Below are 21228 nucleotides of genomic sequence, written 5' to 3'. Positions count from 1 at the left end.
TCGGCGAAAGTTCGGCCGGGCGAATGGCCCTCGCTTGCCGATAATTGCTTACCTTGCAGAGATTTAGACGACGGCAGGCCACCTCAAACCCGGTTTTCGGAGCGGTGGCCGAAAACAACATAAGGTACTTATATTTTTTCCGGCCGGATTGCGTTTGTCCTCCTGACGGCGCCATCACATTTTTTATGACGGAAACGTATGGACCGGAATTTGTGCAAGCTCCTTGTCACACGGAACAGACACAAACTTATTTTTTAATAGTTTAGCACCAGAGCCTACAAACACAATTTTTAAAACATGAATCTCCTACTCGGTATTTTACTTCAGATCACCACAACACCCACTGTAACACCCGAAGAAACGCCAGAAGGCTTGTCGATCGCCACCTTGCTGATGAAAGGCGGATTTATCATGATCCCCATCCTGCTGCTGTGGTTTATCGCCACCTATATTTTTATCGAACGCTTTTTATATCTGCGCACGGCCGCCAAGGTGAGAAAAGATTTCGTCCCCCAGATTGCGCGCCGTCTTCAAGTGGGCGACATCAGTGCCGCACGCGCGTTTGCCGAACAGGATTCGTCCGCCACAGGCACGATCATCAAGAGCGGCCTCGACTATGTGGGCAAGCCCCTGAAAGATATCGAGTCGATGATGGAGTCGGCCGCCAACATCGAGCTGGCGGAAATGGAAAAGAACATGGGCTACCTCGGCATCATCGCCGGCGTGGCGCCCATGCTCGGCTTCATCGGAACGATTTCGGGGATCATCAACATCTTCTACAGCATCTCGCTGTCCGACAACATCAGCATCGGGATCATCGCGGGTGGTTTGTATGAGAAGATGATCACCAGCGGTTCGGGCCTCATCGTCGGGGTGTTGGCCTATTCGGCTTATCACTTGCTGCAGCAACGCATCGCACGCTATACGCTCCAGATGCAGAAAGACGTTTTTGAATTCATGCGCTCCATCCTAAGTCCGGCGAAATGAAAATAAAAAAGAACAATCACTTTCAGGCGGAAGTAGCCACCTCGTCGTTGAACGACATCATGTTCTTCCTGCTGTTGTTTTTCCTCATCATCTCCACGGTGGCCAACCCCAACGTGATCAAAGTGCTGTTGCCCAAGTCGAACTCCAGCCAGGCGCTGAGCAAGCAACAGATCTCGCTGACGGTGACGGAAGACAAACATTTTTATATCAACAAAAAAGAAGTGCCACGCCCTCAACTGGAACAAAGCCTCGTGGAGGCGTGCGCCGGCAAGGAAGAACCCACCGTGGTGATCCGGATGCCGCATTCACTGTCCGTCCAGGACCTGGTAGACGTGATGCAGATCGGCGCGAAGCACAAATTCAAAATGGTATTGGCTACGGCAAAGAATTAAATGACGGCTACGGTTTTTATCCTCCCCGGTCTTGGCAATTCCGGCGAAGCCCACTGGCAAACCCGCTGGGAAAAACAATTCAACTTCATCCGCATCGAACAACGCGATTGGGAAACACCCCACCGCACGGACTGGATCGACGCCATCGACAAGGCCATCGCACAACACGATCCCGCCAACATCATCCTCGTCGGCCACAGTTTGGCCTGCGCGGCCATTGCCTTCTGGAGCGATCAATACAAACGCAAAATAAAAGGTGCGCTGCTGGTCGCGCCGAGTGACACCGAAGCCGACACTTATCCTCCCGGAACGTCGGGCTTCACCCCCGTGCCGCTTCAACCCTTATCGTTTCCATCCATCGTTGTAGCCAGCGCCAACGATTACTATGTTCGCCTCGAACGCGCACAACAGTTTGCCAAGGCCTGGGGCAGCAAACTGGTGAACATCGGCGACGCAGGCCACATCAACGTGGCCGCTGGATTCGGGGCCTGGGAGCAAGGGCTCGAATTTTTGAAAGAACTCGATCGCTAAGAAACTATAACCCTTTGCCGCGGGTTGTTTATCCATATTTCAAAAAGACTATGGATCTGCAACTCAATCAAAAGACCGCATTCATCAGTGGCTCAACCTCCGGGATCGGATTTGCTACAGCAAAAAAATTAATAGAAGAAGGCGCCACCGTCATCATCAACGGCCGTTCACAGGCTGGGGTGGACAAAGCCGTGCAGGAATTGAAACGACAAACCGGCAAAACAACCGTACGCGGCATCGCCGCCGATTTTTCCAAAGCGTCCGATGTGGCCAACCTCATCCGGCAGCTTCCCGAAGTAGACATTCTCGTCAACAATGCGGGCATCTTCGAACCCAAGCCCTTCGCAGAAATTCCCGACGAAGATTGGTTCCGCTTTTTTGAGGTCAACGTCATGAGCGGCGTGCGCTTGTCGCGTCATTATTTTCCGCTGATGTTAAAAAAGAATTGGGGCCGCATCATTTTTGTCTCGAGCGAGTCCGGCGTGTTCATCCCCGAAGAAATGATCCACTATGGCACCACCAAGACCGCTCAGTTGGCTGTGAGCCGCGGACTGGCCGAACTCACCAAGGGTACCGACGTAACGGTAAATGCTGTGCTCCCCGGACCAACCAAATCCGACGGCGTAAATGTGTTTCTCAATGACCTGGCCAAAGCCGGCAATTCCACGGCCGAACAAGTCGAAAAAGATTTCTTCAAGAACGCCCGACCTACTTCGCTGTTGCAGCGTTTTGCTTCGGTCGAAGAAGTGGCCAGCATGATCGTATACCTGGTCAGCCCGTTAGCGTCGGCAACCAACGGCGCCGCGGTGCGGGTGGATGGAGGTTTGATACGGTCGGCGGTGTGATGTGGTTCGTCAGGATTTTTTCCGGAGAACGATGGGTTCAGTTTGTTTCGCGATGATGCGTGTATAAAACTCGCGCAGGCTTATATATTCGTTCGGCAGAAAATACGTTTCGTTGATCTTGAGATTGCTCACTACTGACAGCCGGTTGCCATCCCTCGAGATGTTGAAGGAACATTTAGCGGCATTGTTCGGCAAGGTGATATTCTTGTTTTCGGGAAGCGATTCTACCTCATACCCTTCCGGTATAAGGATATGACACAATAGAATTTTCTCTTTTTGAAAAGGGAAATCAAGCGGGTATATGCGAGCGACTTCCGGAAACGGATTGGCATCCTCCCGCAGCGCTACATAGGGGTTGATATACAACTTGTCGTCGGAAACAATCACCTGATTGGGGATGGACAGTTCATATTGCTCACGGACAGCAGCGCTCACATCCTCCATTTGCAACAACGCTTTCTGGGTAACCGTCCATGATTTTTGAAGAACCGTGTGTTCAAAATACTTGTCCTTTTCTATTTGTTGGTACTGGCTCCGGGCCGCAAAAGCATCATAACCGAACCGGTCGACGGTTAACTTTCCCTGGAGATTCTCGTCGCCGGTCAGTGCGAATTCTGCAGTAACGATCGTCTTATCCTTGGCCGGCGTGATCACAGGCAGCCAAAGGTAGCCCATGGGAAGGCAGTAGAATGCCTTGCCGTTCAGACAACGTTCGGGCAGCACGTCAAATGGCAACAGGGGTTCGGTGGCGTCGAGGAAAAGAACTTTACCTTTCAGGCGGACCACATATACCAGGTAGTCAAACTGGGATGCATCCGGGTATTTGTCTATGAATGTCCCGTGTTCACGCGTACTTAGAAAAGCGGGTACCGGCTTAAACCCAGCGGCCTCCAGCAGGCATCCCAATAAGAAGTTGATGTCCGCGGCGGTGCCTTTCTTTTCTTTCAATACCTCCTGGGGATTTTCCGGCAAACAATCGGACACTTCGTTCCACTTTACCTGGGCTTTGACATAAGCTGACAGCGCCTTTACCTTTTCCGTGGAATCGGTCAGCGCTCCCACAATCGCCAATGCTTTTTCTTTCAGAGCTTTTGCACCCTTCGTTTGAGGTATAGGCCCGATGTAATCCTGGAATGCCCCGTGTACATGTCCCCAGGTGACGTCCTCGGGCCAAAGCATAATGCTAGCCTGACGGTCCTGAGGGGAGACCATAAACGGTTCTTCCTTTAGTGCCGGAACATCTTTCAGCACCCAGCGGTGATAGTGCCCGTCGTATTTGCTTTCGGTTTCCGTAGGTTTGATGTCGCCCAACAGCACCGGGATGTGAATCCATAGGGTAGCGTGATGAAAGGAATATTCACTCCACAGTACGGGAATGGGCCACTGGAATACCCAGGAAGTCCAACGCGTTTTTTCCGTGGCTTCATAGCGGTAGTCAATAATGGAGCCCTCCTGAAGATTGGGGAAGGTGAAACGTATTTCTGTGCGGCGCCGGCTATAGGGCACGCGAAAAATGGCATTGTCCTCCAATGCTGTTTTCACAATTTGCCCGTTCACCAGGTTGTACGTTGTACCCTCTATCTTTTTTATGTTTGTGCCATCCTCCAACAAGAAGACCGTACCCCATGAATTGAAAGCGTCTTTCTTGAGGATCTTTATTCGTCGATGCCGCTTAAAGGACAGATCGCCCAATTTAATGTGCTCACCCTTATCGAACAGGATGACGGCCACGGCGCTGGTGTCCTTGGCGAATGTTTTCATTTGCAGGTCTTCAACGGTCACCTCGCGTTCGGTGGGATTGTTCTGAGCAAAGAGGGGAAAAGCTGCCAGCAACGAGAAAGAGAAAAGAATGGACTTCATGCCAACCTAGGGGGATTTCGAATCCTTAAAATAGCTTTTAATACCTGACAAAACCATTTCTGAAAGACAGAAAATTTGAGCTGCATAATCCTTAGCAGGATAGGACTGTTATAATTTTTGCCAAGCCTTCTTCGATTTCCATATATTGCTTTCATGGAAACCCTCACCGACAACCAAAAGAACAAACTTCTGAATTCGCGCGATGTCTATGCCGTGCTGCAACCGCTGCTGCTCCGCGAAAATGCCATCCGGAAAAGCAAGGGTCATACCTGGGTCATCGGCATGAACAGCGCGCACCATGTTCTCTTTGTCGAATTGATCAGCATGGGCCCTGTCAATCGCATGAGCATCGCGCCAAAAGAGATCTTTCGCATGGCTATCTATAAAATGGCCGTGAAGATGATCCTCGTCAACAGCCGCCCGGAAGGGACGATGGAAATTTCCGAAGCCGATAAAACGATGACTGCGCTCCTGATCAAGGCCGGGGAGCGGATCAATATCGAAGTGGTGGACCATCTCCTCATCAACGAAAAAGATTTCGTCAGCTTTTCACAGAAAGGATTACTGTCCAGACTAAAGCGAGCCAAGCTTCCCGTGCTGACCGAGGCCGACCAGGAACAACTGGAAGAGCTTCAGTCGGGAACGGAGACCATGCTGGCGCTGGCCATAAAGATGAAGTCGAGAGGCTATGATGTAGATGAGATCAAGGAAATGACCGGTCTTCGAAAAACGACGATCGCAAAGCTTTAAGCCGTTACGATTGGGGTTTCATCAGGTTGATATTGTAGGTCACCATCACCTGTATGCCCGTGTTGTTTTCCTGTTGAGCGCCGTTGGCTTTGATGAGCATGTGGTAAAGGAAACCGGCTTGGATCGAGAGCGGCGATTTGAACTGGTAGCCGAAACCACCAAAGAGCCGGTTTTGGTCGGGCTCGTGGAAAGTAACGGGCTTGCCCCAGTCCAGGAAGGCTTCGTCATAGGCGCTCGCAAAGAAAGTCTTGGCTTCGATCTTTGCGTGATTCAAAGGAAGCATGGCCTGAAAGCGATAGCGCACCCGGTTCATGTACATGTCATACCCGTGGTTGACAATTCCTTCTTGACCATCGTTCGAATGCACTTGCAGGAAGCGTTGCTCCAAGCGTGCACGATGGCTGAAGACGAACCGGCCGATGGCGTGTTTATACGTAACCTGCTCGAACAAACGGTGCTCGTTATTTTGAAAAGCTGCGGGTTGCTTGCCGTACTGGAAGTTCCAGGTGTACACATAACCCAGGGGTATGATCGAGAAGTGCTTGTTCAGACCGATCTCCGCCCCGGTGCGAAACTGGTATTGCATGGGCTGCATGTTCTGGGCCTGGCGAAACTGGCCTTCCAGAATGAGCGACGTGCGTTTGGAAACTTTCAGGTTGGTAGTGAACGAAAACCATTCGATGGATTGGTTAACTACCTGGCGACCTTTGGGTTGCGCTAAACTTAATGAGGTGGACGCAACCCACACCAGGGTGCAAATCCAACGTGAAGTTAACCTTAACACTACGCTATACTTTTGTTATGTTTCTACAAAAGAAGCGACTCTAAAATTACCGTAATTTTACATTTTTAACATATTCTTAACATTAACTTAACATTGATGATTTTCCCCGAATTTAAGCTAGAAACGCTACTTTTTGGCTGATAATTTTTGGGATTTCACCGTCACCGCCTGCCCGTTTCGCAGTTCTTCGCTGGCTTTCAGCACAATGTTCTCGCCTTCCTTCAACGGACCGAAAACCTCCACCAGCGAATCGAGGCTGTTGCCTTTCTGAACCCCCAGCCATTCGGCCACATTCTCCTGGAGGCGGATCACGAACACTCCTTCCGTGGATTGAATGAGCGCCGTGCGGGGCACAAACAAGGTCGCTTTGTTGCGTGTCACGGGCAGCTTCACCTGGGCATACATGCCAGCCTTCAAGGCGCCATCGGCATTGTTCACATCAAACTCGGCCATCATGGTGCGGTTGTTTTCCGACAGGCTGTTGGCGCTGCGGGCAAATCGTGCTTTGTATTCTTTCTGTGGGTCGGCTTGCACGACAAAGGAAACTGCGCTGTTGTCGGAAATGGAATTCGAAAGATTTTCGGGCACCGCCACCGTTAACCTGAGTTTGGAGTGGTCTTCCAAAACAAACATCGGCTTGATGTTGCCTTCGGGTCCAACCAGTTCGCCAGGACTGATGTTGCGTTCCGTCACCGTGCCGTCGAACGGCGCGCGCACGGTGAGGTAGCTGACCAGTTGGCTTTGTGAAGCATGCTGTGCCTTCGCCGCGAGCAGGTTGCTCTGCGCCGCCCGGGTCAGGGCACTGTCGGCCGACATGCGGGAGAGCGCCTGGTCCATTTCGTTGGCCGACACCGCGCCTTTCGTGCGGCTGGTCTCCATCATGCGTTGGTAGGTGAGTGTGCTGGCCCGGACCTTGGCGCGCTGTTCGATCAGCGTAGCCTCGGCCGAGGCTACTTGCGCCTGCGCGTGATTCAATGCCGAAACAATTTCAGGTGCTTCCAGCACGGCGAGCACGTCGCCTTTCTTTACAACGGTCCCTCTATCTGCCTTCACGACACCTACATAACCCTTCACGCGGGGAAACATCGGCGTTTTGTTCCAGGGTTTGAGTTCGCCCGGCAACGCCGTTTGCAAGGCGGGCTGCAGACTTTTCACGGATGTTATTTCCACCTCGGGCACGACGGCGGTGGTGTTTTCCTGTTTTTTTTCCGAATGGCACGAGGCCAGTAGAACGATGCCAAGCGCGAGGGGAAGCTGTGTTATTTTCATAGGATTCATGATGCTCATTTTGCCTTGTTGTTGAAATATTGACTTTCACTGTCCTCGGGGTCGAGCGACACCGAGACGAGCGATGCTTTTTGTTGCACGAGGGTGAACACACCGGGAAGAATGAGGAGCGATGCCAACGTGGAGGCAATCAGTCCGCCGATCACAGCCTGACCCAACGGGGCCACCTGGTCGCCGCCTTCGCCCATGCCGCTGGCCATGGGGATCATGCCCGCGATCATGGCGATGCTGGTCATCAGGATCGGACGGATCCGGCTCCCGGCCGCCATCAATCCCGCCTTCCGTGCATCTTTCACTTCCAGCCGCAGGTTCTCTGCGTTGGTGATCATCAGGATGGCATTGGCCACCGAAACGCCCACCGACATGATCATGCCCATGTACGACTGCAGGTTTAGGGTGGCCCCAAACAGCAACAACATCAGTAGCGACCCTGCTAGCACTGCCGGCACAGACGAGAGAATGGCGAGCGATAATTTGAACGACTGAAAATTCGCCGCCAGCAACAGGAAGATGATCACAATGGCCACCACCAGACCACCTTGCAAACTGTTGAGCGTTTCGGCCAGCAACTTCACTTGTCCTTTGAATTCGATCGCCATACCCCGCGGCGCCTGGCCCGCGTCGTCGATGGCTTTGCTCACCGCCTTGCTGGCCGAGCCCAGATCTTTTTTGTGGATGTTGGCCGTGATGGTCACCAACCGGTTTGGACCGGACCGGTCGTATTGACCAGGGGCAATTTCTTCCGAGAAGGTCGCCACATCGTTGAGGGTTGGGTGGAGGTTGCCGCTTTGCAGCGGGATGTTGGCGATGTCATTGACCGAGTTCATTTTATACTCGGGCACTTGCACCTGCACCTGGTAGGCGAGGCCCTTGGCATTGTCGAGCCACAGGTTTTTGTCGGTGAAACGGCTGGAGCTGGTGGCGGCCACCAGGGAGCGCGCTACTTGCGTGGGCGTGACACCCAGTTGCCCGGCGCGTTCGCGATCCATGTCGATGCGCAGGATCGGGTAGGCCATGGGTTGCGCGATCTGTACGTCGCGGAGATAGGGGATCTTTTGCATGTTGGCCATGATCTTCAAGGCAAACTTCTCGGCTTCCCGGATATCTTTGGCGGCCACGTTCACTTCGATGGGAGTGGCAGCACCCTGGCTCATGATCTTGTCCACCAATTCGATGGGCTCGAACGAAAGGCGTAAGCCGGGAATTTTCTGCGCAATGCTTTCGCGAAGCCGCTCTTTCAAAGCATCCATGCGCACGGGAAACGCTTCCGATAGCGACACCTGCAACACCGCCTCGTGCGGCCCGCTGTTGAAGACGAAGATCTGGGATGTTCCATAGCTGGTGGGCACATTGCCGACATAGGCTGACGTGATGGCTATATTTTCCGCGCCCACTTCCTCCTGGATAATGTTCAATACCTTCAGCGTGATCTCCTCCGTGCGTTCCACCCGCGTTCCATCCAAAGCCCGCAGCCGCAGCTGGAATTGGTGACTGTTGGCTTTGGGTAGAATGTCGGTGCCGATCAGGAAGAAAGCACCGGCGATCAAAACGAACGAGCCGGTCAGGTAGACCGCCGTCCAGAATTTTTTGCGTTCGATGATCTTTTCCAGTGTGCGGATGTATTTCACTTTGAACTTGTCGAACCCCGTTACCGGATGCGGATGACGGCTTTCTTCGATGATGCTCTCGGACTCCGCATGATCAAGGGCCAGTGTGGGTTCTTCCGGGTAATGGGTATGTACTTTCAGCAACCAATTGGACAACACCGGTACGAAGGTTTGCGACAACAAAAACGACGCCGTCATAGCAAAGCCTACCGCCAGCGACAAAGGAAGAAACATGGATTTCGGCACGCCGCTCATGACAAACGCAGGAGCAAATACGGCCAATATGGAAAGGAGGATAAGCAATTCGGGAAAGGCGATCTCTTTGCAGGCATCCCAGATGGCTTGCGCTTTCGGCTTATTCATCTCCAGGTGCTGGTGTATGTTTTCGATGGTCACGGTGGCCTGATCGACCAGGATGCCCACGGCCAGCGCGAGTCCACTCAACGTCATGATGTTGATGGTTTGCCCGACGAGGTGCAGCAGGATCACGGCGCTCAACACGGAGATGGGGATCGTAACCACCACGATGATCACACTCCGCCAGTCGCGAAGAAACAACAACACCATCAATCCCGTGAGCAACGCGCCAAGCGCACCTTCCGTGACCAGGCTTTTCAGCGAGTTGGTCACATACGACGACTGGTCGAACTCATACGAGATCTTCACATCTTCGGGAACGGCGTTCTGCAATACCGGCAACGCTTCGCGAATGTTGTTTACGACGGAGAGGGTGGAGGCGTCCGATTTTTTTACGACGGGGATGTAAACCGCGCGCCGTCCCTGCACGAGGGCAAATCCAACGGTAATGTCGGCGGCATCTTCCACTGTGCCGATGTCGCGGATGAAGACCGTGGGGCCGGAGCCGATCCGCACGGGGATGTCCAGAAAGTCGGCGGGCTTGTCGATGAGCGAGTTCACCGGGGTCATGAGCGTTTGGTTGCCGATGCGGATGTTGCCGGCCGGTGAAGGTTGGTTGTTCACGCCGATGGCGCGGATCACTTCTTCCGGGGTGAGCTTGTAGCTGGCCAGACGTTGCGGATCGACCCGGATCACAATGGTGCGCTGGTTCCCTCCCAGCGGCGGCGGACTGGACACGCCCTCGATCTTTGAGAACATGGGGCGAATGCGCGAGGAAGCAAAGTCTTGAATTTCATTCAGCGAACGTGTAGCACTGGAGAACACCAGTTGCCCCACGGGCACGGAACTGGCATCAAAGCGGATCACTTGGGGAGGCACCGTGCCTTCGGGCATATAGGCCTTCGCCCGCGAAATGTTGTTCGCCACCTCCGCCGCCGCTTGCGCCATGTCGGTGCCGGGATAAAACTGAAGCTTGATGAGCGACATCCCCTGGATGGTCTTCACTTCCACATCGCGGATACCGGAAACGTACAGGAAGTGATCCTGGTAGCGCGTGGTGATGAATCCATCCATCTGGTCGGGCGCCATCCCGCCATAAGGCTGCACGACATAGATCGTGGGTAGGTCAAGGTCGGGGAAAATATCCACGGGGATGCTCCGCATGGAAAGGAAGGAGAAGAAAGCGATGGCGATGATGCCCACCATGACCGAGATGGGATTTCGCAAGGCAGCACGAATGAGTTTGTACATAAGCGTGTGTTATGGTGTCACCTTCCGTTAGCGAGGGCTTCCGGTCGACGATTAATTTTGAACCGAGTTTAAGAATAAGGAAATGTCGCCCTGGGCGGCAGCCACCATCAACCACGAGCGCCATGCATTGCTGTAGGCGATGGCCACGTCGGCTTCGGCCCGGTTTAGGGTGACGATACTCTGCAGGAGTGTCGGCAGGTCGGTGAGACCGCTGGTGTAGCGCGCGCTGGCCTGGTCGTAGGCCTGGCGTGCAGCGTCCAATTGAACGGGTGCCGTGCGGGCCTGTTCGAGGGCCACTTGATATTGCATGTCCGACTCCTTCCACTGACGTTGCACACGCAGCGATTGTTCGTTATACAATTCTTCATCGCGCCGGGCTTTGAATTGCTCGCTCTTGTAGCGGTGCCGAAGCGGCACATAGTCCGTCAAGGTCCAGCGGGTGGAGATGCCTACCAGGTAGTTGTATACCTGATACTTTGTGCCCGAAGAAAAGTCGGTGCGATACGCATCATTGACGTTGGAAACACCGGAGCCGCGAGCCCATCCGGCCGCCACCAGCGAAATGCTGGGAAGGAACGAACGGCGGACGGCCGCGCTGCGGGCCTGTGTCGCTTGCATGCGCGTTTGATAATAGCGCAGGATTGGATTCGACTGCGTATTTAATGCGGGACTGGCGCCGCCGGGCAAGGCCGTATAAAAATTCAAGCTGTCGATGATCAATCCGCTGTCCGTAAGCGCGCCCGTCAACTCCTGGAGACGATATGCCTGCGTTTGCTGGTTGCGTTCGCTTTCCAGCAACAGGAGTTTGGCTTTGGTGTATTCGGCTTGTGCCAGGGCACTGTCCACCCCAGGCCGGAGTCCGGAATGAACACCGGCATTCACCACATCGCGAAAGCCTTCGGCGCGCTCCAAGTTGGATTGCTGAATGGCCTTGAGTTTTTCGCTGATGAGCAACAGCAGATAAGCATCCGCCACGCGGATTTGGTGTTGAAAGATCTCGTTGTCGTAGGCCGCCTGCGCCGAAGCTTCGTTGAGGCGTGCAGCTTTCACGTTGGTGGCTACTTTGCCGAAGTTCACCACGTTCCATTCCAACAAGGCCGAGGTGAAGCTGCCAAACGTGCCGTCATAAATGTTGGTGGCGCGGATTCCTCCGGAAGGCGAGATCACCGTTCCGCCGTTGGGATAGAACGAACCCGTCACACTGTTGTTGGTGGAGTAGGTATATTGATGTTGCACCGACAGCCTGGGGATGTATTCGCTCGTGCTCGTTTTTACATCCTGGTTGGCGCTGCTCACTTCGGCTGCGCGTGCTTTGAGCAGCGGATATTGCCGGACACTCTGGTCCAGCAGCGTGCGCAGATTCTCCCGCTGTGCCGAAGCAGCAGACAACCCCACAACGAGCAGGAGCAGGATGCTAAGAGAAAAGACGGTTAACCATTTTGATTGCATAGCGTGCCACACGTTTTATAAAGATTCGGCAATACTATGGCCCGGATTCTGGAAACATTTAGGAATTCGAGGGGCCCGGAAAAATCGGGATCGTTGGTTTGTTATGCGGTCGTTTTTGGTTTTGGATGGATGCGGGTAAACCGAAAAGAGAGGCCTTTTCCTAAATTTCTCCAAAATCGGGGGCGTATCTTTGAAAGAAAAACACCGCTTGAAAGTTCTGGTAGTAGAAGACGAAATGGGACTGGCCGAAAGCATCGCGGCGCACCTCACCAAAGACGGTTTCATCACGGAAACGGTTTTCAACTACGAATCTGCCCTGGAAAAAATAAGCCTCTATACCTACGATTGCGTGGTGGTCGACATCAATCTTCCCGACGGCATCGGGTTCGACATCGTGGAAACGTTAAAGAAGATCAAGGCGTCTTCGGGCATCATCATCATCTCGGCGCGTCACGCGCTGGAAGACAAGATCAAAAGCCTCGACATCGGCTCGGACGATTACCTGACCAAGCCCTTTCATCTTTCGGAATTGAATGCCCGCGTAAAGTCGCTTTTGCGCCGGAGGCATTTTGGGGGAAGCAACGAGATCAGCTTTCAGGAGATCCGCGTCAACTACATTTCGCGCAAAGTATTTGTGGGTGAAACCGAAGTGACACTCTCCAAAAAGGAATATGACCTGTTGTTGTATTTTATGTCGAACATCGAGGTGGCCCTCACCAAACCCGCCATGGCCGAACACCTCTGGGGCGACAACATCGACTCGGCCGATTCGTTCGATATGTTGTATTCCCACATCAAAAACCTGCGAAAGAAATTGACGGACAAGGGAAGTAAGGATTATATTCATTCGATCTACGGCATCGGCTATAAATTCGGCAAAAATTGAAACTGTTCGACCGCACCAATTTCTACTACATCGTTTTCTCGGTCATCATCTATGTGCTGGTGGGCGCCTCGTTCTACCTCGTGGTGGAACATGTGATCTACCAGGAGGTGGAGCAGCGATTGAAAGTGGAGCGACGCGATTTTGAAAATTTTGTACAGGCCCACGGCGTGTGGGACGAGAGCTGCTACTTTGTCGAAAACAAGATCGAGCTCACAGCTTTGGCCGAAACGCTGACGCCGGTCACGGAGTTTAAAGATACCCTGCTCTATAATCGCTACAACAGCGAGTATGTTCCGTTCCGCGAATACAGTTTCATCAGCAAGGTGGGTGACGCTCCCTACAAGGTGACCATCCGGAAGTCGCTCATCGAATCGCGTACATTGCTGAAATCCATCACGGGCATTATGATGGCTGTCCTCAGCTTAGGTTTGCTGGTTTTGTTTTTGTTTCAGCGTCGCATCGCGCGGCGGATCTGGGCTCCCTTTTATCGAACCCTTTCCAGCGCCAAATCTTTCGACCTCAACGAGGGCAAGGGGCTCATGCTGACGCCGGAAGAGATCTTCGAATTCAACGAGCTGAACTCCGTCTTAAACAAAGTGACCGATAAGATCGCCCGCGACTACACCAGCCTGAAAGAGTTCACCGAAAATGCATCCCACGAAATTCAAACCCCACTGGCGCTCATCAACAGCCGCGTGGAGGAATTGATCCAGCAGCGGAATTTTTCCGACGAGCAAATGCGCTGGATCCAGGATATTTACCAGTCGGCCTTGCGACTTTCCAAATTGCACCAGGCACTGTTGTTGCTCTCCAAGATCGAGCACGGCCACTTTTTCGAATGGGAGACCATCAACCTCACGGAGACCCTGGCGGGCAAGCTGGAAGAGTTTGAAGAGATCTTTACGCACAAGGCGATAAAGGTGCAGTTCACAAAGACGGGCGCATTCCACGCAAAGATGCATCCCGTATTGGCGGACGTGCTCATCACCAATTTGCTGAGCAACGCGGTAAAACACAATCACGCGCAGGGCGTCATCGACATCACCAGCACCGGCAACATGCTGCAAGTCGGCAACACGGGTAACGCCCTCACCACGTCGCCTGAGCGATTGTTCGAGCGTTTCAAAAAACAGAATCAATCCTCACCCTCTTTGGGACTGGGGCTGGCCATTGTAAAAAAGATCTGCGAAAGCTATCACCTCGTCATTCAGTATTCTTTTGATAAAGGGATGCATATACTGACCATCAGTAGCCCAGCAGCTGGTCAATAATCAAACCGGCCAGCGTATTGTCGCTGGCATTCCGACATTTCCCGGGATTCGTTATCTTTAGACGTTGCCTTCATAAACCTAAAACGAAAAGCCCATGCCTACCGCTCTGAAAATACTCAACGCCATTTTCATACTCTTCGCTTTGTATATGGGTATCAAACAAGGATGGGCCATGTTGTCGGGAAAACCGGAAATGGTCGCGATGTTCAGCAAATGGAATTTCGGCAAGACCGGGCTCACCCTGATGGGAATCGCCACCATCGCCGGCGGCGTGCTGCTGTTGCATCCCAAAACTTTCGTCTGGGGAAATTATATCACGGCAGCGGGTATCTTACTGATCATCGCTTTTCACCTCAACGACCGGGATTTAAAAGGCATGGCCATCGAACTGCCGTTCCTGTTGCTCTCGTTGGTGATACTTTATTTGCAATATCCCTTTCTGGGCCTTTTCCAACGCGATTAAGAAAATCGTTTGACAGTATCTTAGGGTGAGCGGTATCCCGAAACGTCTTGACTTTATATCCTTCAACGAATAGATTCGAAATATTAACCCAACCCTGACATGACCAAAAACATCCCTTGTAAACCCCTCCTGCTTTTTGCGGCCATCGTAGCGCTCGCAGCAGGAGCTTGTCAAAAGAAAGCCGAAACAAAAACGGAGGCCGAAACCGCCCCGAAGAAGGACTCCACCGAGCAGTTCCCGAAATCCATTGCCGAACCCCTTGTCACCGACATCTACACGGCCGATCCCTCGGCACACGTGTTTGATAACAAGATCTACATCTACCCCTCACACGACATCGAAGCGGGCATCCCCGAGAACGACAACGGCGATCATTTCGACATGCGCGACTACCACATCCTGTCCATGGATAGCGTAGGAGGGCCGGTGACCGACCATGGCGTGGCACTGGACATCAAGAACATTCCCTGGGCCGGCCGCCAATTGTGGGCACCGGATGCCGCCTTCAGCAAAGGCACCTATTACTTATATTTTCCGGTCAAGGACAAGGAAGACGTGTTCCACATCGGTGTGGCCACCAGCAAATCACCGGCAGGCCCGTTCACAGCCCAACCTAAGCCGATCGCCGGAAGCTACAGCATCGACCCCGCGGTGTTTGAAGACACCGATGGCAAGCACTACATGTATTTCGGCGGGATCTGGGGCGGACAGCTGCAGCGTTGGGTCACAGGCAAATACGATACGCTGGGCAAAGAACCGGAAGGCGACGTACCCGCCATCGGTCCGCGCATGGCACGCCTGAGCAAGGACATGCTCAAATTCGACGAGCCCGTAAAAGAGATCAAGATCATCGACAAAGACGGCAAGCCGCTCCCAGCCAAAGACCACGACCGCCGCTTCTTTGAAGCCTCGTGGATGCACAAGTACAACGGCAAATACTACTTCTCTTACTCTACGGGCGACACCCACTTCATCGCCTATGGCATTGGCGACAGTCCCTACGGACCCTTCACCTACCAAGGTGTGATCCTCAAACCGGTCGTCGGCTGGACTAACCACCACTCCATCGTGGAATACAAAGGCCAATGGTATCTGTTCTTCCATGACAGCATTTTGTCGAAAGGAAAAACACATCTGCGGAGCGTTAAAGTGACGCGCCTCCAATACCGTCCCGACGGCACCATCGAAACCATCAACGCCTACAGAGAGGAATAACGTCTAAGGTCTTGAAATGCTTTCGCGTCTCGGGTTCACGGGACCGAAAGCATTTTTTTTTTGCGCCGCTTTCGCGATATGGCTGTACCGGTAGCAGGCACGATGTAAGATTATGGCCAACTTCACGTGAATAAGGTCTCGGTTTTTTCTCATTTTTGACAAAACTTTATACGTGTACCAAGGCCTCAAATTTTTTCTGGGCGTATATGTGCTGCTGTTGACGGTGCCCCTGGCGGCCCAACCGGCAAAAGATCCTGACCTCGTGTGGTATGAGAGCTTTTTCCAAGGCAAGAAAGCTCCGGTAGACAAAGCCCTCGCCAAACAACAAGCAGCCTTGAAGAACGCCGTGTCAAAGAACGACAAGGCAGCCGAGGCGGCTGTGCTGAAGGAGATCGGCATGCTCCACCTCACCGGCACGGAGAACCGCGAACAGGCCATGGACTACTTCATCCGCGCCCTGGCTATCGAAGACTCCCTTGCGCTGAACAGCAAACAAGTCTTCACCTACATGGCCATCGCCCGCGTGTTCAGTGACATCGGCGACTACAACAAAAGCGAAGAGTCCCTGGAGAATGCGCTGGTGATAAATCGTACGCTGCGCAACACGCTCGTGCATGTGACGATCCTGAATCAACTGGGGCAGGTCCGTGCCGTGCAGGGTGAACGTGAGGCGGCCCTCCGCAACTACGAAGAAGTGTTGGCGTTCAAAGACGAGATCAATGATCCGCGCACCGAAGCCGCGGCGCTATTCAACATCGCGCACTTGCAAACACAAGAAGGAAACTATGACGAAGCCCTGGCCACGCACAAACGGGCGCTGGCCCTCAGCCGCTCCGTCCGCGACAAGGCCGGTGAAGCGCTTTCGCTGAACGACATCGGAGAGCTTTACCGCCTCATGAAGAACAACGACAAAGCCCTGGCCAACCACGTGGCTTCGCTGGAGGTACGGCAAGCGTTGAAGGATAGAAAGGGGATCGCCGATTCGTACAACAACATCGGTGCCTTGTATTACCAACAAAAGAATTATGCCCGTGCCGTGGCCAACTTGCAACTGGCATTGGATGCCGCCCGCGAAGTCCAGGATCAATCCCAAACTTTGAAAAGCTACGAATACCTCAGCGCTTCCTTCAAAGAGCTTGGCGACTACAAGAAGGCCTGGGAGTTCAAAGACCAGCAGCAACTGCTCCAGGAGTTTATGAACAACGACAAGAACGAGCACCAGTTGTTGGAAACCCAGAACCGTTACGAGATCGAAAAAAAGGAATCGCAGATCGGCCACCTGCAAACGCTCCGGCTCCAGCGCGAGAAAGAGTTACGGACCCAAAAGAAACTGCAGAATTTTTTGTTCCTGCTGGTCGGGCTAACGGTGGTGGTAGCCGCACTCGTGCTGTACCTGTATTTGGTAAAGCGGCGATCCAACAAGATATTGGAAGCTGCCCATGCCACGGTGAACGAACAAAACCTCAAGCTCCAGGAACTCAACGCCACGAAAGACAAATTCTTCTCCATCATCAGCCACGACCTGAAAGGGCCTTTGAATTCGCTGACGTCTTTCTCGGGCCTGCTGCTGCATCACACCGACAGCCTCAGCAAAGAAGAAATACAAATGCTGGCGAAAGACCTCGACAAGTCGGTGAAGAACTTGTTTGCCTTGTTGGAAAATCTGTTAGAATGGTCGCGGTCGCAAACGGGCAACATCGAGTTCAAGCCGGAGGTGTTTGACCTGAATGCCGTGGTGGAAGAGAATCGCGCGCTGTTGAAGGCCCAGGCGCAACAGAAAAAGATCACCTTGAACAACGCCGGTGAAGGAGCCTGGATGGTGCGGGCGCATAAGAATTCCATCAACACCGTGGTGCGCAACCTCATTTCCAATGCCATCAAGTTCACGGGCGAAGGCGGCCAGATCACCACCCGCCTGCGGCGGCAAAACGGCCGGGTGATCATTGCCATAGCCGACAACGGCGTGGGCATGAGCCCCGAGGTGATGAAAAAACTGTTCCGCATCGAAGCCAAGCACTCTACCAAGGGAACGGCCGATGAAAAGGGGACCGGGCTGGGGTTGATCCTTTGCCGGGAATTCGTGGAGAAGAACGGTGGCCAGATCTGGGTGGAGAGTGAAGAGGGGAGAGGCTCCGTGTTTTCATTCAGCGTGCCCCCCGAAGGCGCCTTTTGACGTCCTACCTAACGCGCATTTGCCTTCCGTGTTTTCACGCGTATTTCCTGGAAAGTCGAAAATCTTCAATAAATTTCGCCCCGGTTTGCCGGTTATGAGCCCCTCGCGGGCGCGATTCCGCATTCTTTTTCAGATCTCTAACTCATTTTCTTCATGACCAGAATTATTTTTTTACTGATCCCCTTTATGACATGCGTGGCTGCTTGGGGTCAGAACACACCCTTGTCGGGCAAAGTGACCGGCGCAAATGACCAACCTATACCGGGTGTAACCGTGTATGTCCTCAACACAAACGTAGGGGCTTCCACGGATGCCGATGGCGCGTTCGCCTTGGGTAGTTTACCGGCCGGTACGTATAAGATCCAGGTTTCCGCCATCGGCTACGCCACCCAGGAGCGCACCATCACGGTGGGCGAGGGCAGCACCGAACCGCTGGCGATCGCACTCCAGGAATCGGCTACCGAACTGGATGCCGTGGTGGTGACAGCCGATAAAAAAGAAGAGAACCTCCAGAAGGTACCCTTCACCGTCAACGCCATCTCCTCGCGCCAGGTGGAACAATACCGGTTGTGGAACAGCAAAGACATCACCGCCATCGTCCCCAACCTGTACTCCGCCAATCCCGGCGACGGTCGTAACGTGACCTCCATCCGTGGCATTACCTCCACCTCATACGACCCGGCCGTAGCCACCTACATCGACGGGGTGAACCAGTTTGGGTTGGACACCTACATCGCGCAGTTGTTCGACGTCGAGCGCATTGAAGTGCTAAGCGGACCGCAGAGCACGCTCTATGGACGCAACGCCATGGGCGGTGTCATCAACATCATCACCAAAAAACCGACAAACGTCACGAGCGGTTTTGGCGAGATCAACATCGGCAACTACGGACAGCAACGTTATGCAGTGGGCTTCCGCACGCCACTCGTGAAGAACAAACTTTACCTGGGCGCTACGGGCATTTATGATCGCATGAATGGTTTCTATAAAAATGATTTTTACCAGAATGATTTTGATAAGAAACACAGCCTCACCGGAAATTATTACCTGCGCTACAACGCTTCCCGCGCCTGGGCCGTCACATTGAATGTGAAACACAACGCGAACCGTAACAACGGCACGTTCCCGCTGGCCTCGAGCAAAGACGAAGCCTTCTCCAATCCATTCCGTGTCAACCAGAATGCGGTCACGCAATTGGTGGACAACATCTTCAACAGCTCCCTGGTGGCGAGCTACGCCGGTCGCGGTTTGAACTTTACCTCGCAGACCTCGTATCAGTCCAACTATCGCTACTACAAAGATCCCATCGACGGCGACTTTTCGCCCATCGACGGTGTCTCCATCATCAACAACTACGGCAGCAAATGGAACAACGTGAAAGTGTGGACGCAGGAGTTCAAGTTCTCGTCGCCGGCAACGGCCTCGAATTTTAAGTGGACCGCCGGAACCTATATGTTCCATCAGAAAAGCCCGGTGAAGCAAGCCACCCGTTTTGGAGAGGATGCGGGCTTGATGGGCGTGCCGGATACCAACTTCTCGACCATCAACACCAGCACCGGTACGGGCAGTGGCATCGCTTTCTACGGACAAGGCACCTATACCTTTCTAGACAAACTCGATGTGACCTTGGGCATCCGCTATGACTATGAGCACAAGAAGCAAAGTGTGAAAGGCGAGTACCAGCACGATCCGGATCCCAACCCGATGTTTGTGACACAACCCGACACCAGCGCCACCGCCAACTTCCACGCCGTTTCGCCTAAGGCAAGTGTCGCTTATCACGCGTCGGAGTTCAATACTTTGTATGCTACTTACAGCCGTGGCTACCGCGCGGGCGGTCTCACGCAGTTAGGGGCAGATCCTTCGCAGCCGCCCTTGTACTCCTACAAGCCTGAGTACAGCGACAACGTGGAGGTGGGAACGAAGAACGTATTTTTCGACAATCGCTTGCAGCTCAATGTTTCGTTGTTCTACATTCACGTGACCGATGCACAGGTGCCCACACTGGTGTTGCCTGAAGCCATCACGATAACAAAAAATGCCGGCACACTCACCAGCAAGGGAGTTGATCTTCACCTGGCCACCATGCCCGTGAAAGGCTTGCAGATCGAATACAACCTGGGTATCAGCCAGGCGAAATACACAAACCTGAAAGTGGCCTCCAACGGAGCCGAAGTGGACCTGACAGGCAACAAGCAGATCTTCACACCGGCTTATACTTCGATGGCAGCCGTTCAGTATAGCGTTGCTGCGGGAGACGTGAAACTTCTGGTGCGCGGCGAATGGATGGCGTTGGGCAAGCAGTACTTTGACCTGGGCAACACCGTATCGCAGTCGTCCTACAGCTTGTTGAATGCGCGCGCTGGCGCATCTTACCGCTCGTTCGACCTCATGTTCTGGGGAAGAAACCTCGGCGATCAAAAATACATTGCCTATGCCTACGACTTTGGCGCCACCCACCTGGGCGATCCGAGAAACTATGGCGTGACACTGCGCAAAACATTCTAAAGTTGACAAGAGGCCGGCCGTTTGCCCGGGGAGGGTCAGCGGCCGGCCATCCTAAACCAGCGATTTTCATACACGCGTGTCAACTTTATAGCGACAGCAAGTTACCATGCCAAAATGATTTGTATTTATGTGGTCGTATTGAGTTATGTATAAACGAGTTATGTTTAAACCGGATTCCCGCTATGTCGAGCAAAATCGCTAACCTCTGGATCATTGACGATGACCCCATGTCGTCGTTTTATATCAAGCGGCTCGCCGAATTGGGGGAACTGGCCCACATCATCACCATCTACAACAGCGCACAAGGCGCTATCGATTACCTCCTTCATCACAAAAATTCACAGGAACACCTGCCCGATGTCATTTTGCTGGACATTTATATGCCCGAAATCGATGGCTGGGAGTTTCTCGCAGAATTAAAGAAGATCGAATCCTTGCTGGTGAAGCAGCCGGAGATGTACATCATCAGCTCGTCCAACCACCCCAAAGACCTCAGCCGCGCCGATACCTTCCCGGAGGTGCGCGCCTATTTCCAAAAGCCCGTCACACTCGACGTCCTGAAAAAAGTGGTCACTGCTTTGAAGTAGGTTGCGCTGTTATCGCAGGCATTTT

At 53.2% G+C, this 21228-nt stretch carries 17 protein-coding genes; 12 read left to right on the top strand and 5 right to left on the bottom strand.

From position 1 onward, the window contains the following. The first annotated feature begins 297 nt into the window (after window positions 1-297). From D4L85_RS33715 to D4L85_RS33700, 4 genes are read left to right on the top strand one after another with little or no spacing between them, the layout of a single operon-like run. Window positions 298-987 (top strand): MotA/TolQ/ExbB proton channel family protein, encoded by a 690-nt coding sequence (locus D4L85_RS33715; protein WP_119758491.1) that lies wholly within the window; start codon window positions 298-300, stop codon window positions 985-987. Further along, window positions 984-1379 (top strand): ExbD/TolR family protein, encoded by a 396-nt coding sequence (locus D4L85_RS33710; RefSeq protein WP_119758490.1) that lies wholly within the window; start codon window positions 984-986, stop codon window positions 1377-1379. The genes D4L85_RS33715 and D4L85_RS33710 overlap by 4 nt, the downstream gene beginning before the upstream one ends. Next, a complete protein-coding gene (locus tag D4L85_RS33705; protein ID WP_119758489.1) occupies window positions 1380-1910 on the top strand; it encodes an RBBP9/YdeN family alpha/beta hydrolase in 531 nt (176 codons plus the stop codon). Between the two features lie 50 nt (window positions 1911-1960). Next, window positions 1961-2755 (top strand): SDR family NAD(P)-dependent oxidoreductase, encoded by a 795-nt coding sequence (locus D4L85_RS33700; protein WP_119758488.1) that lies wholly within the window; start codon window positions 1961-1963, stop codon window positions 2753-2755. A gap of 9 nt (window positions 2756-2764) precedes the next feature. Here the strand turns inward: D4L85_RS33700 and D4L85_RS33695 are convergent, their stop codons facing one another. Next, window positions 2765-4615: a DUF3857 domain-containing protein gene (locus D4L85_RS33695; protein ID WP_119758487.1), complete on the bottom strand. Its 1851-nt coding sequence runs from the start codon at window positions 4613-4615 to the stop codon at window positions 2765-2767. Between the two features lie 153 nt (window positions 4616-4768). Here D4L85_RS33695 and D4L85_RS33690 point away from each other — a divergent pair, with 153 nt between their 5' ends. Continuing rightward, entirely contained in the window at window positions 4769-5365 is a 597-nt protein-coding gene (locus D4L85_RS33690; RefSeq protein ID WP_119758486.1) for a JAB domain-containing protein, read from the top strand. A 4-nt stretch (window positions 5366-5369) separates the two neighbouring features. Here D4L85_RS33690 and D4L85_RS33685 read toward each other — a convergent pair whose 3' ends face one another. The 4 genes from D4L85_RS33685 to D4L85_RS33670 form a co-directional block, all read right to left on the bottom strand. Beyond that, on the bottom strand, window positions 5370-6149 hold the full coding sequence (locus D4L85_RS33685) for a DUF2490 domain-containing protein (RefSeq protein WP_119758485.1): 780 nt from the start codon (window positions 6147-6149) through the stop codon (window positions 5370-5372). A gap of 126 nt (window positions 6150-6275) precedes the next feature. After that, window positions 6276-7427, bottom strand: coding sequence for an efflux RND transporter periplasmic adaptor subunit (locus D4L85_RS33680; protein WP_228450718.1), 1152 nt, complete (start codon window positions 7425-7427; stop codon window positions 6276-6278). A 5-nt stretch (window positions 7428-7432) separates the two neighbouring features. After that, the gene (locus D4L85_RS33675; RefSeq protein WP_119758484.1) at window positions 7433-10651 is read right to left on the bottom strand and encodes an efflux RND transporter permease subunit; all 3219 of its coding nucleotides are present in this window, start codon (window positions 10649-10651) and stop codon (window positions 7433-7435) included. A gap of 51 nt (window positions 10652-10702) precedes the next feature. Continuing rightward, on the bottom strand, window positions 10703-12100 hold the full coding sequence (locus D4L85_RS33670; protein WP_119758483.1) for a TolC family protein: 1398 nt from the start codon (window positions 12098-12100) through the stop codon (window positions 10703-10705). A gap of 208 nt (window positions 12101-12308) precedes the next feature. Between D4L85_RS33670 and D4L85_RS33665 the strand changes: the two genes are divergently transcribed. The 7 genes from D4L85_RS33665 to D4L85_RS33635 all read left to right on the top strand — a co-directional run bounded on the left by D4L85_RS33665 (window position 12309) and on the right by D4L85_RS33635 (window position 21203). Further along, window positions 12309-12986, top strand: a complete 678-nt coding sequence (locus D4L85_RS33665; protein WP_073137281.1) for a response regulator transcription factor — start codon at window positions 12309-12311, stop codon at window positions 12984-12986. After that, window positions 12983-14257 carry a sensor histidine kinase gene (locus tag D4L85_RS33660; protein ID WP_119758482.1) on the top strand — a complete coding sequence of 425 codons (1275 nt, stop codon included), beginning with the start codon at window positions 12983-12985 and terminating at the stop codon, window positions 14255-14257. The genes D4L85_RS33665 and D4L85_RS33660 overlap by 4 nt, the downstream gene beginning before the upstream one ends. A 94-nt stretch (window positions 14258-14351) precedes the next feature. Further along, window positions 14352-14720, top strand: a complete 369-nt coding sequence (locus D4L85_RS33655; protein ID WP_119758481.1) for a DoxX family protein — start codon at window positions 14352-14354, stop codon at window positions 14718-14720. A gap of 99 nt (window positions 14721-14819) precedes the next feature. Continuing rightward, window positions 14820-15935, top strand: coding sequence for a glycoside hydrolase family 43 protein (locus D4L85_RS33650; RefSeq protein WP_119758480.1), 1116 nt, complete (start codon window positions 14820-14822; stop codon window positions 15933-15935). A gap of 172 nt (window positions 15936-16107) precedes the next feature. Then, the gene (locus D4L85_RS33645; protein ID WP_119758479.1) at window positions 16108-18108 is read left to right on the top strand and encodes an ATP-binding protein; all 2001 of its coding nucleotides are present in this window, start codon (window positions 16108-16110) and stop codon (window positions 18106-18108) included. A 153-nt stretch (window positions 18109-18261) separates the two neighbouring features. Next, window positions 18262-20616, top strand: coding sequence for a TonB-dependent receptor (locus D4L85_RS33640; protein WP_119758478.1), 2355 nt, complete (start codon window positions 18262-18264; stop codon window positions 20614-20616). A gap of 182 nt (window positions 20617-20798) precedes the next feature. After that, window positions 20799-21203, top strand: a complete 405-nt coding sequence (locus D4L85_RS33635; protein ID WP_119758477.1) for a response regulator — start codon at window positions 20799-20801, stop codon at window positions 21201-21203. Window positions 21204-21228 lie beyond the last annotated feature (25 nt).

The sequence above is a fragment of the Chryseolinea soli genome (genome assembly GCF_003589925.1).
GTDB classification, from domain to species: Bacteria; Bacteroidota; Bacteroidia; order Cytophagales; family Cyclobacteriaceae; genus Chryseolinea; species Chryseolinea soli.
This window is presented reverse-complemented; position numbering and strand designations above follow the sequence as displayed.

Excerpts from the sequence above, each read along its gene's own strand:
- D4L85_RS33715 (WP_119758491.1), top strand. The coding sequence starts at position 298 with ATGAATCTCCTACTCGGTATTTTACTTCAGATCACCACAACACCCACT.
- D4L85_RS33710 (WP_119758490.1), top strand. The coding sequence starts at position 984 with ATGAAAATAAAAAAGAACAATCACTTTCAGGCGGAAGTAGCCACCTCG.
- D4L85_RS33705 (WP_119758489.1), top strand. The coding sequence starts at position 1,380 with ATGACGGCTACGGTTTTTATCCTCCCCGGTCTTGGCAATTCCGGCGAA.
- D4L85_RS33700 (WP_119758488.1), top strand. The coding sequence starts at position 1,961 with ATGGATCTGCAACTCAATCAAAAGACCGCATTCATCAGTGGCTCAACC.
- D4L85_RS33695 (WP_119758487.1), bottom strand. The coding sequence starts at position 4,615 with ATGAAGTCCATTCTTTTCTCTTTCTCGTTGCTGGCAGCTTTTCCCCTC.
- D4L85_RS33690 (WP_119758486.1), top strand. The coding sequence starts at position 4,769 with ATGGAAACCCTCACCGACAACCAAAAGAACAAACTTCTGAATTCGCGC.
- D4L85_RS33680 (WP_228450718.1), bottom strand. The coding sequence starts at position 7,427 with ATGAATCCTATGAAAATAACACAGCTTCCCCTCGCGCTTGGCATCGTT.
- D4L85_RS33675 (WP_119758484.1), bottom strand. The coding sequence starts at position 10,651 with ATGTACAAACTCATTCGTGCTGCCTTGCGAAATCCCATCTCGGTCATG.
- D4L85_RS33670 (WP_119758483.1), bottom strand. The coding sequence starts at position 12,100 with ATGCAATCAAAATGGTTAACCGTCTTTTCTCTTAGCATCCTGCTCCTG.
- D4L85_RS33655 (WP_119758481.1), top strand. The coding sequence starts at position 14,352 with ATGCCTACCGCTCTGAAAATACTCAACGCCATTTTCATACTCTTCGCT.
- D4L85_RS33650 (WP_119758480.1), top strand. The coding sequence starts at position 14,820 with ATGACCAAAAACATCCCTTGTAAACCCCTCCTGCTTTTTGCGGCCATC.
- D4L85_RS33640 (WP_119758478.1), top strand. The coding sequence starts at position 18,262 with ATGACCAGAATTATTTTTTTACTGATCCCCTTTATGACATGCGTGGCT.
- D4L85_RS33635 (WP_119758477.1), top strand. The coding sequence starts at position 20,799 with ATGTCGAGCAAAATCGCTAACCTCTGGATCATTGACGATGACCCCATG.